Consider the following 13,499-nt stretch of genomic DNA (forward strand, 5'->3'; position numbering starts at 1 on the left):
TCCCTTTCAAGGAGACAGACGCATGACCAAGCCCCCCCTGACCCTGTATCTGGCCGCCCCGCGCGGGTTCTGCGCCGGCGTGGACCGCGCGATCAAGATCGTGGAAATGGCCCTGCAGAAATGGGGCGCCCCGGTCTATGTCCGGCACGAGATCGTGCACAACAAGTTCGTCGTGGACGGGCTGCGCGCCAAGGGTGCCGTCTTTGTCGAAGAACTGGACGAATGCCCCGATGACCGGCCGGTGATCTTTTCCGCCCACGGCGTGCCCAAATCGGTGCCCGCAGCCGCAGCCGCGCGCGAGATGATCTATGTCGACGCCACCTGCCCGCTGGTGTCCAAGGTCCATATCGAGGCCCAGCGCCACGCCGAGGCCGGGTTGCAGATAATCATGATCGGGCACAAGGGCCACCCCGAAACCGTCGGTACCATGGGCCAGCTGCCCGAGGGCGAAGTTCTGCTGGTGGAAACGCTTGACGACGTGGCCGGGGTACAGGTCCGCGACCCGAAAAAACTGGCCTTCGTCACCCAGACCACCCTCTCGGTGGACGACACGCGCGACATCGTGGCCGCGCTGCAGGACCGGTTCCCGGCCATCGTCGGCCCGCACAAGGAAGACATCTGCTATGCCACCACCAACCGGCAGGAGGCGGTGAAGACCGTCGCACCCAGGTCGGATGCGCTGCTGGTGGTAGGTGCGCCCAACTCATCGAATTCGCGCCGCCTGGTCGAGGTGGCGTCCAAGGCGGGCTGCACCTATGCACAGCTGGTGCAGCGCGCCACCGACATCGACTGGCGCGCGCTCGAAGGGATTTCCAGCATCGCCATCACCGCCGGCGCCTCGGCGCCCGAAGTTCTGGTGAACGAGGTGATCGACGCCTTCCGCGACCGCTTTGACGTGACCGTCGAAACCGTCGAAACCGCCACCGAGAATGTCGAGTTCAAGGTGCCCCGCATTCTGCGCGTGCCCGCATGAGCGGCATCCCCCGCGCACCTTTGGTTCTGGGCCTGGCCGGTCTGATCCCCTTTGTCTGGGGCGCGCTGACCTACCTGAGCGGAGACCTAAGTAATTGGGGCAGCCGCGCGCTGGGCCCCCGGTTCGTGGGGCCCTATGTGCAGCTGTTTTATGGCGCTGTGATCCTCAGCTTCATGTCCGGCGTTCTGTGGGGTTTTGCCACCAAGACTTCGGGCAACCGGGCGGCGCTTTGTTATGTGCTGTCGGTCCTGCCGGCGCTGTGGGCGTTCTTCACCACCGGCGGCGGGTCGGTCGACGCGGGCACCAACCTAATGATCGGCTTTGCCGGGCTACTGGTGCTGGACGCGCTGTTCTGGTCCTGGGGCCTGACCCCGCGCTGGTGGATGAAACTGCGGCTGCTGCTGAGCGCCGTCGTGCTGGCCTGCCTGGCCGTTGGAGTATTCCTGTGAGCGACAAACGAACCATCGACGCCTACACAACCCGTGTGGACGACTATCTGAAAGTGCCGCTGCCGCCCGAGCAGATCGAGGCGCGCGCAGCCTTTGCGCAGGCGGTCGGCGATGGGCTGGTGCTGGATCTGGGGTCGGGTCCGGGGTCGGACAGCGGTTTCTTTCTGCGCCAGGGGCTGCGGGTTCGGGCGCTGGACGCCACACCGGCCTTTGTCGAACACGCCCGCGCAAATGGCGTGGACGCGCATCTGGGCACGTTCGATGACGTGACCGAAACGGCCGAATACGATGGGGTCTATGCCAGCTTCTCCCTGCTGCACGCCCCGCGCGCCGATTTCCCGCGACATCTGGCCGCCATCCAGCAGGCCCTGAAGCCGGGCGGCGTGTTCTTTCTGGGCCTGAAACTGGGCACCGGAGAGCATCGCGACGAACTGGACCGCTACTACACCTATTTCACGCGCCCCGAGATCGAGACCGCGTTGGTTGAGGCCGGGTTCGTCATTGACCGTGTCACCACCGGTACGGGAAAGGGGCTGGCCGGATCGTATGACGGTTTCATTCTGGTGCTGTCCCATGCCTGATCTGTTTGCCTATACCGATGGTGCCTGTTCCGGCAATCCCGGCCCGGGGGGCTGGGGAGTGCTGCTGCGGGCGATGGATGGAGAAACCGTCCTGAAAGAGCGCGAGCTGAGCGGCGGCGAGGCCGAGACCACCAACAACCGGATGGAGCTGCTGGCCGCGATCAGCGCGCTCGAAACACTGGAGCGGCCCTCGAAAATTACCATCGTGACTGACAGCGCCTATGTGAAAAACGGGGTAACGGGCTGGATCCACGGGTGGAAGCGCAACGGCTGGAAAACCGCCAGCAAGAAGCCCGTCAAGAACGTGGACCTGTGGCAGCGGCTGGACGAAGCCCAACAGCGCCATGACGTGACCTGGGAATGGGTCAAGGGCCATGCCGGCCACCCCGAAAACGAACGCGCAGATGAGTTGGCACGCGCAGGCATGGCCCCGTTCAAGCCGAAAAAGGCCCGCACATGAGCGGTCTGGCCCTGCTGGACTATGCCTCGGTTCTGGTCTTTGCGCTGACCGGGGCGCTGGTGGCCAGCCGGGCGCAGCTGGATCTTGTGGGATTTGCCTTCATCGCCTGTCTGACGGCGGTGGGCGGTGGCACGGTGCGTGATCTGCTGCTGGATCGGCACCCGGTCTTCTGGGTGGGCCAACCTGACTATATCCTGATCGCGGTGGCGGCGGCGGTGGTCGTGTTTTTCACCGCGCATCTGGTCGAAAGCCGCTACAACTGGTTGGTCTGGCTGGACAGTTTCGCGCTGTCGATCGCCGCGGCCGCGGGAACTGGCGCGGCGCTGGCGCTGGGTCAGTCGGGCGTGATCGTGGTGTTGATGGGTGTGACCACCGGTTGCCTGGGCGGGCTGATGCGCGACGTGGTCTGCAACGAGGTGCCGCTGGTGCTGAAACAGGGCGAGCTCTATGTCTCATGCGCCTTCACCGGGGCGCTTGTGGCCGTGTTGGCCACCCGTCTGGGGCTGGAGACGCTGCTGGCGCTGGGCCTGTGCGCACTCTCCTGCTGGGCATTGCGGGCCGGATCGCTGCTGTTCGGCTGGCAGTTGCCGGTCTACAAGGCACGCCCGCCGCGGAGCTAGAGGCCGCGCCAGACCTCTTCCTCGGTCAGGTTCAGAGATGTGAAATCTTCGGCCCGCAACGATCTGTCAGCCTCCCACTCCATGAAGAACTCATCCAATTGCGGCGGAGCGATCATCGTGTCCGAAAGCATCGAATGCACTTGCCCCCGATGGTGAATCTGGTGCTGCAGCAAGTGCAGGATCGTGCGGTCGTACCGCTCGACTTGCACCAATTCCCCACGTGGAATCCTGACGCGTGCAGTTTCATCCAAAACCTTCTCATCGCGGCAAACATCCACGAAACGTCGGTCGATGGCGCGTTGGTGCGCCGAAAGCTCGGGCAAGTCGGGATAGGGAGTTTCCGGGTCGAAGGCGTCCAATCCCATTGGCCGGCCTTCCAGAGCGGTGACGTAGAAAAGATCAACCGTATAAATGTGATTGAGAGTCTCGATGATGGACGGGAAGAAACCAGTACGGTGCTTCGCCAGTTCCTCGGGGGGCAATTGCGCGCAAGCGTCCAGAATTCGGTGGTTGGCCCATGCGTTGTTATAAGCTTGTGGCAAGAAATAGTTTTTCATTGCCGATGCCTAGTTGATTGCCAAGGCACTGTCTAGCGTGGCCTGCGGCCTGCCGCATCAACGCCGGAAATAGGTCTTCCAGATCCAGATCAGCAGCAGCGCGCCCAGCACCGCGCCGACGAATCCGGGCATCCAGCCCATGACCGTCAGCAAGGCGCGCATGATCAGCCCGCCCACCACAGCCCCGGCGATACCGATCAGCAGGGTGGTGGGGATGTCCGCCTCGATACGCATCAGGCGGGTGGCCAGAAATCCGGCCGCGGCGCCGATGACGATCAAGGCAAGGACGGGCATCTCATTTCCTCCAGTGCGTGGGCACGATGATCAAGGCCCCCACTGACGAGATCACCGCATCCAGCCCCGGCGGTCCAAAGCTGATGCCGAACATGATGCGGATGAAATAGAACAGGAACGCCCCGCCCACGCAGATGATGATGGATTGCAGATACCCGTTGTGGGTAAAGCCCGTCACCTCGGACAGGTAGCCGACGATGCCGGCAATCACGACGGTGCCCATCATCACCATGAACATCAGGACGTCTCCGAGTCGAGGCGGGTCCCGGCCGGGATCGGCCAGCCCCGCAGGAAGGTTTCCCTATCCTGCGCCGCCTTGCCCGCCCGTTGCAAGCGCAGCAGTTCGACCGCGCCGGTGCCGCAGGCCACGCGCAGCGCGTCGTCCAGCACCTCGCCCGGCACACCCTGCCCGTCCGACAGGCGCGAGGCGAGCAGCTTGACGCGCTCGCCCTCGATCTGAGTCCAGGCACCGGGAAAGGGCGACAGGCCGCGGATCTGGCGATCGACCTCGACGGCGGGGCGCGACCAGTCCACGCGGGCCTCGGCCTTGTCGATCTTGGCGGCATAGGTCACGCCGACCTCGGGCTGCGGCTCGGGGGTCAGCTCAGGCAGGCGGTCCAGAGCCTGCACGATCAGATCGGCGCCCATCGCCGACAGACGGTCATGCAGCTGGGCGGTGGTTTCCTCGGCTCCGATCGGGGTGGCCTGACGCAGCAGGACGGGGCCGGTGTCCAGACCGGCCTCCATCTGCATGATACAGATCCCGGTCTCGGCATCGCCCGCCATGACCGCCCGGTGGATCGGCGCGGCCCCGCGCCAGCGCGGCAGCAAGCTGGCGTGGATGTTTAGGCAGCCATGCCGGGGCGCGTCCAGAATCGGCTGAGGCAGGATCAGCCCATAGGCCACGACCACGGCCACATCGGCCTTCAGCGCAGCAAAGGCAGCCCGTTCCTCGGGCGATTTCAGCGAGGTGGGATGGCGCACCGGCAGGCCCAGCGCCTCGGCGCGGGCATGCACCGGCGTGGGCCGGTCCTTCTTGCCGCGACCGGCCGGACGCGGGGGCTGGCAATAGACGGCGGCGATCTCGTGCCCGGCCCTCACCAGCGCATCCAGCACTGGCACCGAAAACTCGGGCGTTCCCATGAAGATGACGCGCATGCCGCCCTACCCCGCCTTTTTCGCCTTGCGCAGCAGCATGTCGCGTTTGACCTTGCTGAGACGGTCAAAATACATCCGGCCGTTCAGATGGTCGATCTGGTGCTGCACGCTGGTGGCTTCGATGCCGACGAAATCGCGTCTGTCGATCTCGCCTTTTTCATTGAGGTATCGGACCGTCACCGCACGCGGACGTTTGATCTTGGCCGACACGCCCGGCAGGTTCGGGCTCGCCTCGTTATGCTCGCGCAGCTCGATCGAGCTGTGCAGGATTTCGGGGTTGGCCAGGCGCACCGCGCGGCCACGCTCGGCCGAGCCGTCCACGACCGCCAGCCGCAGCATCACGCCGATCTGGGGCGCCGCCAGACCGACGCCGGGCATCGCCTCCATCGTGTCGATCATGTCGTCCCAGATGGCGCGGATTTCGTCGGTGATCTCGGTCACCGGCTCGGCCTTGGTGCGCAGGCGCTTGTCGGGCCACGGCAGGCAGGGACGGACGGTCATGCGCGGGCCAGCTCGCGCTTGAGCTTTACCATCTTGCGGGTGATCATCTGACGTTTCAGCGGCTTGAGATAGTCGATGAACAGCTTGCCGTTCAGGTGGTCGATCTCGTGCTGCACGCAGGTGGCCCAGAGTCCGTCGAAGGTTTCGCGCTGCGCCTTGCCGTTCTGGTCCATCCAGGCGACCTCGACCTCGGCCGGGCGGGTGACCTCGGCGAACTGATCGGGGATCGACAGGCAGCCTTCATCGTAGACGCTGGTTTCGTCCGAGGCCGAGATGATCTCGGGGTTGAACATCACCAGCGGGCGGGGGGTGGCGCCTTCTTCTTTGACGCAATCCAGCACGATCAGCCGTTCCAGCACGCCGATCTGGGGCGCGGCCAGCCCGATGCCCGGCGCGTCATACATGGTTTCCAGCATGTCGTCGGCCAGCGCGCGCAGCTCGTCCGACAGGTCGTCCACGGGCGCACAGACCTTTTTCAGGCGGGGATCGGGATGGATCAGGATGTTGCGTTTCATGGGGCTGATTTATGTCATCGCGCGCGTGGCCGCAACGCCCCCCTTGCGCCGGGCGAATTTCCCGATAGCTTTCGGGTCAACGAATGGAGCAGACATGACTTTCAACGACCTGATCGACCGCCGGGGCACCTTCAGCTCGAAATGGGACAAGATGGAGCAGCTGTTCGGCGTCTCGCCCGAGGACGGGCTGGCCATGTGGACCGCCGATTCCGACTATGCCACCGCGCCCTGCGTGATCGAGGCGGTGCGCCGCGCGGCCGATCACGGGGTGTTCGGCTATTCCTGGCAGCACCCGGCCTATCTGCAGGCGGTGCAGTGGTGGATGCAGAACCGTCACGACTGGGCGATCGACACCGATTGGATCCTGACCTCGCAAGGTCTGGGCAACGCCATCGCGCTGAGCCTCGATGTGTGGACCGAGCCGGGGGACGGGGTCGTGATCTTCATGCCGGTCTACCACGAGTTTGCGCATAAGGTGAACAAGACTGGCCGCCGGGTGGTCGAATGCCCCTTGGTGCGGGCCGGCGACACCTATGAGATCGACCTGGACGACGCTCAGTCGCGGCTGGACGGGTCGGAACGGATGTTGATCTTGTGTTCGCCGCAAAACCCGTCGGGGCGGGTCTGGACACCGGACGAGCTGCGTGCGGTGGCGGCCTTTGCCGAACGCAACGGGCTGATCCTGGTCTCGGACGAGATCCATCATGATCTGGTCTATCCGGGGCACAAATTCGTGCCGATGGACGTGGCCGCGCCGGATGCACGGCCCTGGACGGTGACGCTGACTGCGGCGTCCAAGACCTTCAACATCGCAGGCCAGCGCACCGGTAACATGATCATTCCCGACGACACGTTGCGGGCGCAGATGCGTCACCGGCTGAACACGTTGGACTATGACCCCAGCGCACTTGGCGTGGCGATGATCACCGCTGCCTACACGCCCGAAGGCGCCGAATGGGTGGATGCCCAGATCGACCACCTGAAGGGCAACCGCGCGATATTCGATGCTGCGATCTCCGAAATCCCCGGTCTGTGGTCGATGCCCTTGCAGGCAACCTACTTGGCCTGGGTCGATTTCTCGGGCACCGGCATGGATCACGCCGAATTCGTGCGCCGTTTGCGCGATGATGCGCGGATCGCAACGTCATCCGGCCCAGGTTTTGGAACGGGAGGCGAGACCTTCGAACGGTTCAATCTCGCTACTCAGCGGGCGCGGGTCGAGGACGCGTGCGCCCGTTTGAAACTTGCTTTTTCCGACCTTCAATAAGGCCGCGTGAACGATCTGCCCTAGTCGTCTTTGCCGAGAAGGGCGATTGGGGCATCCGGCGCGCGATAGAAATCCAGTGGCGCCTTGTCCGCCGCGACGGTGCTGCGCTTGAACTCATATCGCATCTGGCCGCCGTCTTCCTCGTCAGCGACGATCAGGCATTGATACAGGTGGTTGGCGCCATCAAAAATATCGACCAGTCCACGCAGACGCGGTGTTGTCTCGGCCTCGACGGCGAAACCATCCTTCCACAATTTGAGGATTCTGTAGGTATTGTCGCCCATTTCCACCCGCAGGCGGCTGGACTTTTTGAGCGATGCGATTCGGGCCGCATCCAATTCGGCGCTAATTTCCTTGGAAACATAAGTACTCATCAAAATTCCCCCCAAGCTATGCCATCTATTGTGGGGGTATCTTCGTAAAAATCCAGTGAAGCCCGACCGTTGACGCGGATCTGTGGGCGATTTGTTGCACAGACATCCCGGGTGGCACTGTGCGACTGCGCAGAGATGCTGCGCGCCTTCGGCGATGTGAACTGCGGCGCTGTCGCACTAAGCTTTGTCCGGAGACGGAAACGGAGGATCCAAGATGGGCCTGTTGGTCGACGGCACCTGGCACGACACCTGGTATGACACGAAATCCACCGGCGGAGCGTTCAAACGTTCGGCTGCCCAGTTTCGAAACTGGATAACGGCCGATGGCAATGCAGGTCCCTCCGGCAAGGACGGTTTCAAGGCCGAAGCCGGGCGATATCACCTGTATGTCAGCCTGGCCTGCCCTTGGGCACATCGGACGTTGATCTTCCGCCAGATCAAGGAACTTCAGGACCTGATCACCGTCTCGGTGGTTCATCCGGACATGCTGGACCACGGTTGGACTTTCCAGACCGACGATCACGGCGCCACCGGCGATGCTTTGTATGGGCTAGACTATGCCTATCAGGTCTACACACGCGCCGACCCGAACTACTCGGGCCGGGTGACGGTGCCCATCCTGTGGGACAAGGTACAAGAGACCATCGTGTCGAACGAAAGCTCGGAAATCATCCGCATGTTCAATTCGGCCTTCGACCAAATCACTGGCAACACCGACGACTACTGGCCCGCCGAGATGCGCGACGCGATCGAAGAGGTCAATGCGAGGGTCTACTCAAACGTGAACAACGGCGTCTACAAATCCGGCTTTGCCACCTCGCAGGAGGCCTATGACGCGGCCGTGCACCCCCTGTTCGACACGCTGGATTGGCTGGAAGATCGGCTGTCCACGCACCGATACCTGATGGGGGATCGCCTGACCGAGGCCGACTGGCGCCTATTCACGACCCTGATCCGGTTCGACCCGGTCTATCACCTGCATTTCAAGTGCAACCGCAGGCGGCTGATCGACTATCCCAACCTGTGGGCCTACACGCGCGAACTGTATCAATGGCCGGGCGTGGCGGGCACGGTAAACATGCACCATATCGTGCGGCACTATCACTACAGTCACGACAGCATCAATCCGCACCGGATCATCCCGATCAACCCCACCCTGGACTATTGGGAGCCGCACGGACGCGATCAACGCCCCGCGGCGTAGTGTTCGACCATCGCCGCCAGATCCTCGGGCGGCGTTCCGCTCTGGACATAGGCGCAGGCGTTGGGGCTGTGCGCAAAGATCGATCCGTCGGAAAAGAACGTTGTGTTGGTGACGAAGATCACCCGGGCATCCGGGCGGCGATAGCTGGCGAAATCGGCGACCGCCAACGCGCTGCCTGAATCCAGAACCAGGTCCAAGATTATGATGTCGAAGGGCGTGCCATACAGTGCAAGGATCGCTGCCTCCTGGCTTTCGACCAGAGAAACCTCAGCCCCCTGCCGTTCCAGGTGCCGCTGCCAGACCCGACCCAGGTCGGGGTTACTCTCAACAATCAGAACTTTCATTTGCAACAACCTCGGCACTTGATAAGGTGAGTGGTGCCGACCCCCATAAGCTGTGATCACGTTATTTCGTTAACAAAGGGTTAACGGTCGCCCCAGCGCTCTTCAAGGAACCGGATTTGCTTGTAAAAACGGCGTAAATCCGCTTGAAGCGGGGTAATTTCGGCGTTTTGGACGATTCCGGCATGACTGACCGCACTGACGACTTGAACCCGCGCGGCAAGCGTGACCACGGCGGAGGTTTGGACGACGCCATTGCCCGTCATGGCGGCGCGCGAACGGAATGGATCGACCTGTCGACCGGTATCAACCCACACCCCTATCCTGTGGCGGACCTTACGTCTGAGGATTGGACCGCCCTGCCGGATCACGGGGCATTTGCCCGGCTGAGCAATGCGGCCCGTCGCTTCTGGGGTGTGCCGGAGAGCGCGGCAATCCTACCCGCACCGGGGGCCTCGGCCCTGATCGCGCGGATCCCGGCGCTGGCCCCCGTTGGTGCGGTCCAGATCACCACGCCCACCTACAACGAACATGCCGCTGCCTTTGCCGCGCAGGGCTGGACGGTGCAGCCCGGCGGCCCGACGCAGGCGCGGGTGATCGTGCATCCCAACAACCCCGACGGCCGAATCTGGCAGGCTAAGGACGCCGATGCGCCGCTGACCGTGATCGACGAAAGCTTTTGCGACGTGACGCCCGATGCCTCGCTGATCAGCCTGTCCGAGCGCCCCGGCGTGATCGTCCTGAAAAGCTTTGGCAAGTTCTGGGGTCTTGCGGGCCTGCGGCTGGGCTTTGCCATCGGGCATCCCGACCTGATCGCGAGGCTGAACGATCTGACCGGTCCATGGGCGGTGTCCGGCCCGGCCCTGCGCATCGGCGCGCAGGCCCTGAATGACACGACCTGGGCTGAAACCACGCGCGCGCGACTGGCCCGTGATACGGAACGGCTGGATACGCTGATGACCGGCAAGGGCGCGCATTTGGTCGGCGGCACCACGCTGTTCCGCCTGTACGAAGTGGACGATGCCGCCGCCTGGCAGGACCGGCTGGCACAGGCCCATATCTGGAGTCGCATCTTCCCCTATTCCGATCGGTTCCTGCGGCTGGGCCTGCCGCCCGAGCATGGCTGGTCGCGGCTCGAGGCGGCGCTGTGAGCACCGCCCTGACGCTGGCCCTGGCGATGCTGCTGGACGCCGCATTGGGCGAGCCCGACTGGCTGTGGTCGCGCCTGCGGCACCCGGCGGTTTTGATGGGCAACGCCATCGCCTGGCTGGACCGCCGCCTGAATCACGGCAAGCATCGACGCGCCAAGGGCGTGTTCGTCGCCCTTCTGCTGGTCCTGGGCGGCTGGGTGGTCGGCACGGCGCTGGGGTCGCTTGGCTGGGTGGTCGAGGTCGTGGTCTGCGCGATCCTGTTGGCACAGAACTCTCTGGTGGCGCATGTCCGCGCCGTGGGCGTCGCGCTGCGGCAATCCCTGCCCGAGGGGCGCGCGGCGGTGGCAATGATCGTGTCGCGCGACACCTCGCAGATGACCGAGGCACAGGTGGCGCGCTCGGCCATCGAGAGCGCCGCCGAGAACCTCAGCGACGGGGTGATCGCCCCGGCCTTCTGGTTCCTGCTGGGCGGCTTGCCGGGGCTCCTGGTCTACAAGGCGGTGAACACCGCCGACAGCATGATCGGCTACCGCAACGACACGTACCGAGACTTCGGCTGGGCCGCCGCTCGGCTGGACGATCTGCTGAACCTGATCCCGGCACGGCTGACTTCCCTGATGATCGTGGCCCTATCGGGACAGTGGCGCCAATGGCGAGCCATAGTGGCGGACGCGCAGCGCCACATCTCGCCCAATGCCGGCTGGCCCGAGGCCGCCATGGCCCGCGCGCTGGACGTGGCACTGGCCGGGCCGCGCAGCTATGACGGGCAGATGCGCGATCTGGCCTGGGTCAACGGCGAAGCCCGGCGCACGATCGGCGCAACGGAGGTTTTCCGCGCATGCGGAGTGCTTTGGCAGGTTTGGGGGCTTGCGTTGGCGGGGCTGACGGTGTGGGTTGGTCTGAACACGGTTTTCTGAGGATGGTTTTCGTCATGCGCTTTGTCTCGGGCCTTGTGGCCGCTTGCCTGTTCGCCGCCCCGGCCCTTGCCCAATGCGGCGGCGGCTTCAACGCCTTCGTTCGCGGACTGAAGGCCGAAGCGGCACAACAAGGCTTCGACGCGGCCACGGTCGATGCGTTCTTCAACGGTGTGCAGCAGGACCCCAAGGTGCTGAAGGCCGATCGCGCGCAGGGCGTCTTCCAAAAACCGTTCATCGAATTCTCGCGACGCCTGATCTCGCAGGACCGGATCAGGCGCGGCCAGGCGATGGCGCAGCAATACGATGCCGTGTTCGACCGGATCGAGGCAGAATACGGTGTGTCGCGCGGGGTCCTGCTGGCCTTCTGGGCGTTCGAGACGGATTACGGCGCGTTCCAGGGCGATTTCAACACCCGCAATGCGCTGGTGACGCTGGCCCATGATTGCCGCCGCCCCGAGCTGTTCCGGCCGCAGATCTTTGCCGCGATCGAGCTGTTCCGGAACGGCGATTTCGACCCGAACCGCACCACCGGCGCATGGGCGGGCGAGATCGGCATGGTGCAGATGCTGCCCCGTGACATTCTGGAAAACGGCGTGGACGGTGATGGCGACGGCCATGTGCGGCTGAAAACCTCGGCCCCCGACGCGCTGATGTCCGGGGGCAAGATGCTGTCTCATCTGGGCTGGCAGTCCGGTCAGCCCTGGCTGCAGGAGGTCACCGTGCCCGCACAGATGGACTGGTCGCTGAGCGGGCCTGGCAAACCGCGCCTGGTCTCGGACTGGCGGGCGATGGGCGTGCAGGCGCGCAGCGGGTCATTGGCCAACCTGCCAGCCTCGCTGATCCTGCCGCAGGGGCGCAAGGGGCCGGCCTTTCTGGCCTATCCGAATTTCGATGTCTATTTCGAGTGGAACCAAAGCTTTGTCTACGTCATGACCGCGGCCTATTTCGGAACGCGCCTCGAGGGCGCACAGGTTTATGCCGCGGGCAACCCCGATCCGGGCCTGACCGGTGCCCAGATGAAACAGCTGCAGGCGAAACTGCAGGCGCGCGGCCACGACGTGGGCAAGATCGACGGCATCCTGGGGGCCGGAACGCGCGCTGCAGTACAGGCTGAACAGGCCCGGCTGGGACTGCCTGCGGACGCATGGCCGACGGCTGACTTGCTGAACCGGCTCTAGCCGCTCAATCCGTTGGGTCGTGGAACACCAGCGTGAATCCTTCCTTAGGCGTCGGTACGGCGTAATGCCTGGAAAACCGACGGAACTGTTCTTCGGTCGCGGCAAAGGCGTGGTTGCCCGCTGCGTTTCGTGCTTGCAATCGGGCCAGGCAGACAGCGTCGGGCGTGGTCAGCACATGCATCTGATGCGCTGTACCGGTCTGATCCAGAATTTCGCGCATCCAGGCGCGGGTTTCGACCGTGTTGACTGGGAAATCCAGAACAATCGACATGCCCGCCTCAAGCAGAGTCGTGACATGCGGACCCATCGCCGCCCGCAGACGCGTGGAACAGCGCAGATAGTCGGCACCTGTCACCATCTGATCGGCAAAAAGCGGCTTCAGCCAGGCGTCCTCGGAAATCAGAACTGTGCCGGGCTGCCTCGCGAGCTGGGCGGCAAGCGTCGATTTTCCCGCGGCGATCTTGCCGCAAAGCATGTGCAGGGTCGGAGCGGGTCGGGTCATCGGTCGGTTCCTGGTTGGGCACGGCGGGTGAAGGGCAGGCCACGATCATTCGGGTCGCACCGGGTAACGTTCGCCTTTTTCGGTGATCAGGATCAACCGGCCATTGTTGCGCACGTACAGATCGCAGCGGTCGAACCCGTTGCGGTACTGCACACAGATGCTGCCATCAGCGGCGATCGAGTAGGTTCCGAAGGCCGTTCCGCCGCCATTGACCGCCGAATAAGTATAGGAATAGGCCCCACCGGCCGAGTATTTCGACTGCCCGTCGTCATAGAAGGTCAGCGTTCGCCCGGCCAAAGCGTCCAGTTCAGCGGGGCTCAGGGGGGTATCACCGGGGCGGGTGGCCCATTCGGCAGCCCAGAGAGGCGAGGCGGCGCAGGCCGCGGCGATCAGCAACAGGTGTTTCATGCAGCCAGCCTAGCCCGGCCCGGCCCGATCGCGGAATAACGTTGCGGTG

20 protein-coding genes are annotated in these 13,499 nt (G+C 64.1%); 10 read left to right on the top strand and 10 right to left on the bottom strand.

Annotated elements, in window-relative coordinates; translation table 11 throughout:
• The first annotated feature begins 22 nt into the window (after positions 1 to 22).
• From ispH to ACR0JC_RS17055, 5 genes are read left to right on the top strand one after another with little or no spacing between them, the layout of a single operon-like run.
• Complete coding sequence (gene ispH, locus ACR0JC_RS17035) at positions 23 to 973, top strand: 4-hydroxy-3-methylbut-2-enyl diphosphate reductase (protein WP_170343417.1); 951 nt, start codon at positions 23 to 25, stop codon at positions 971 to 973.
• On the top strand, positions 970 to 1,422 hold the full coding sequence (locus tag ACR0JC_RS17040) for a DUF3429 domain-containing protein (RefSeq protein ID WP_170343416.1): 453 nt from the start codon (positions 970 to 972) through the stop codon (positions 1,420 to 1,422). The genes ispH and ACR0JC_RS17040 overlap by 4 nt, the downstream gene beginning before the upstream one ends.
• Positions 1,419 to 2,003 (top strand): class I SAM-dependent methyltransferase, encoded by a 585-nt coding sequence (locus tag ACR0JC_RS17045; RefSeq protein ID WP_170343415.1) that lies wholly within the window; start codon positions 1,419 to 1,421, stop codon positions 2,001 to 2,003. The genes ACR0JC_RS17040 and ACR0JC_RS17045 overlap by 4 nt, the downstream gene beginning before the upstream one ends.
• Positions 1,996 to 2,463, top strand: coding sequence for a ribonuclease HI (gene rnhA, locus ACR0JC_RS17050; protein WP_170343414.1), 468 nt, complete (start codon positions 1,996 to 1,998; stop codon positions 2,461 to 2,463). The genes ACR0JC_RS17045 and rnhA overlap by 8 nt, the downstream gene beginning before the upstream one ends.
• Positions 2,460 to 3,083, top strand: coding sequence for a trimeric intracellular cation channel family protein (locus ACR0JC_RS17055; RefSeq protein ID WP_170343413.1), 624 nt, complete (start codon positions 2,460 to 2,462; stop codon positions 3,081 to 3,083). The genes rnhA and ACR0JC_RS17055 overlap by 4 nt, the downstream gene beginning before the upstream one ends.
• Here ACR0JC_RS17055 and ACR0JC_RS17060 read toward each other — a convergent pair.
• From ACR0JC_RS17060 to def (ACR0JC_RS17085), 6 genes are read right to left on the bottom strand one after another with little or no spacing between them, the layout of a single operon-like run.
• Positions 3,080 to 3,640 carry a DinB family protein gene (locus ACR0JC_RS17060; RefSeq protein WP_170343412.1) on the bottom strand — a complete coding sequence of 187 codons (561 nt, stop codon included), beginning with the start codon at positions 3,638 to 3,640 and terminating at the stop codon, positions 3,080 to 3,082. The two genes, ACR0JC_RS17055 and ACR0JC_RS17060, sit on opposite strands and share 4 nt — an antisense overlap.
• Before the next feature lie 57 nt (positions 3,641 to 3,697).
• The gene (locus ACR0JC_RS17065; protein ID WP_149776373.1) at positions 3,698 to 3,934 is read right to left on the bottom strand and encodes a GlsB/YeaQ/YmgE family stress response membrane protein; all 237 of its coding nucleotides are present in this window, start codon (positions 3,932 to 3,934) and stop codon (positions 3,698 to 3,700) included.
• A 1-nt stretch (position 3,935) separates the two neighbouring features.
• Entirely contained in the window at positions 3,936 to 4,172 is a 237-nt protein-coding gene (locus ACR0JC_RS17070) for a hypothetical protein (protein ID WP_005981317.1), read from the bottom strand.
• A complete protein-coding gene (fmt, locus tag ACR0JC_RS17075) occupies positions 4,172 to 5,092 on the bottom strand; it encodes a methionyl-tRNA formyltransferase (protein ID WP_170343411.1) in 921 nt (306 codons plus the stop codon). Before fmt ends, ACR0JC_RS17070 begins: the two co-directional genes overlap by 1 nt.
• 6 nt (positions 5,093 to 5,098) lie before the next feature.
• Positions 5,099 to 5,593: a peptide deformylase gene (gene def, locus ACR0JC_RS17080; protein WP_170343410.1), complete on the bottom strand. Its 495-nt coding sequence runs from the start codon at positions 5,591 to 5,593 to the stop codon at positions 5,099 to 5,101.
• On the bottom strand, positions 5,590 to 6,108 hold the full coding sequence (def, locus tag ACR0JC_RS17085) for a peptide deformylase (RefSeq protein ID WP_170343409.1): 519 nt from the start codon (positions 6,106 to 6,108) through the stop codon (positions 5,590 to 5,592). Before def (ACR0JC_RS17085) ends, def (ACR0JC_RS17080) begins: the two co-directional genes overlap by 4 nt.
• A 94-nt stretch (positions 6,109 to 6,202) precedes the next feature.
• Between def (ACR0JC_RS17085) and ACR0JC_RS17090 the strand changes: the two genes are divergently transcribed.
• Entirely contained in the window at positions 6,203 to 7,375 is a 1,173-nt protein-coding gene (locus tag ACR0JC_RS17090; protein ID WP_170343408.1) for a MalY/PatB family protein, read from the top strand.
• Between the two features lie 20 nt (positions 7,376 to 7,395).
• Here ACR0JC_RS17090 and ACR0JC_RS17095 read toward each other — a convergent pair whose 3' ends face one another.
• Positions 7,396 to 7,749: a hypothetical protein gene (locus tag ACR0JC_RS17095; RefSeq protein ID WP_093965240.1), complete on the bottom strand. Its 354-nt coding sequence runs from the start codon at positions 7,747 to 7,749 to the stop codon at positions 7,396 to 7,398.
• A gap of 214 nt (positions 7,750 to 7,963) precedes the next feature.
• Here ACR0JC_RS17095 and ACR0JC_RS17100 point away from each other — a divergent pair, with 214 nt between their 5' ends.
• A complete protein-coding gene (locus ACR0JC_RS17100) occupies positions 7,964 to 8,953 on the top strand; it encodes a glutathione S-transferase family protein (RefSeq protein WP_170343407.1) in 990 nt (329 codons plus the stop codon).
• On the opposite strand, the gene ACR0JC_RS17105 is transcribed toward ACR0JC_RS17100, so the two are convergent.
• Positions 8,935 to 9,297 (bottom strand): response regulator transcription factor, encoded by a 363-nt coding sequence (locus ACR0JC_RS17105; RefSeq protein ID WP_170342693.1) that lies wholly within the window; start codon positions 9,295 to 9,297, stop codon positions 8,935 to 8,937. The genes ACR0JC_RS17100 and ACR0JC_RS17105 overlap by 19 nt on opposite strands.
• 182 nt (positions 9,298 to 9,479) lie before the next feature.
• On the opposite strand from ACR0JC_RS17105, the gene cobD reads away from it, so the two are divergent.
• Genes cobD through ACR0JC_RS17120 form a run of 3 tightly spaced genes read left to right on the top strand, consistent with a single transcriptional unit; the run spans position 9,480 to position 12,540 of the window.
• Positions 9,480 to 10,445 carry a threonine-phosphate decarboxylase CobD gene (gene cobD, locus ACR0JC_RS17110; RefSeq protein ID WP_170343406.1) on the top strand — a complete coding sequence of 322 codons (966 nt, stop codon included), beginning with the start codon at positions 9,480 to 9,482 and terminating at the stop codon, positions 10,443 to 10,445.
• On the top strand, positions 10,442 to 11,362 hold the full coding sequence (gene cbiB / locus ACR0JC_RS17115; protein ID WP_170343405.1) for an adenosylcobinamide-phosphate synthase CbiB: 921 nt from the start codon (positions 10,442 to 10,444) through the stop codon (positions 11,360 to 11,362). The genes cobD and cbiB overlap by 4 nt, the downstream gene beginning before the upstream one ends.
• A 14-nt stretch (positions 11,363 to 11,376) precedes the next feature.
• The gene (locus ACR0JC_RS17120; protein WP_170343404.1) at positions 11,377 to 12,540 is read left to right on the top strand and encodes a lytic murein transglycosylase; all 1,164 of its coding nucleotides are present in this window, start codon (positions 11,377 to 11,379) and stop codon (positions 12,538 to 12,540) included.
• Between the two features lie 4 nt (positions 12,541 to 12,544).
• Here the strand turns inward: ACR0JC_RS17120 and ACR0JC_RS17125 are convergent, their stop codons facing one another.
• Both ACR0JC_RS17125 and ACR0JC_RS17130 read right to left on the bottom strand, forming a co-directional pair.
• Positions 12,545 to 13,042, bottom strand: a complete 498-nt coding sequence (locus ACR0JC_RS17125; protein WP_170343403.1) for a P-loop nucleotide/nucleoside kinase family protein — start codon at positions 13,040 to 13,042, stop codon at positions 12,545 to 12,547.
• Positions 13,043 to 13,087: 45 nt separating this feature from the next.
• Positions 13,088 to 13,450, bottom strand: a complete 363-nt coding sequence (locus ACR0JC_RS17130) for a hypothetical protein (protein ID WP_170343402.1) — start codon at positions 13,448 to 13,450, stop codon at positions 13,088 to 13,090.
• Between the last annotated feature and the right edge of the window lie 49 nt (positions 13,451 to 13,499).

The sequence above is a fragment of the Ruegeria sp. CH5 genome (genome assembly GCF_056537025.1).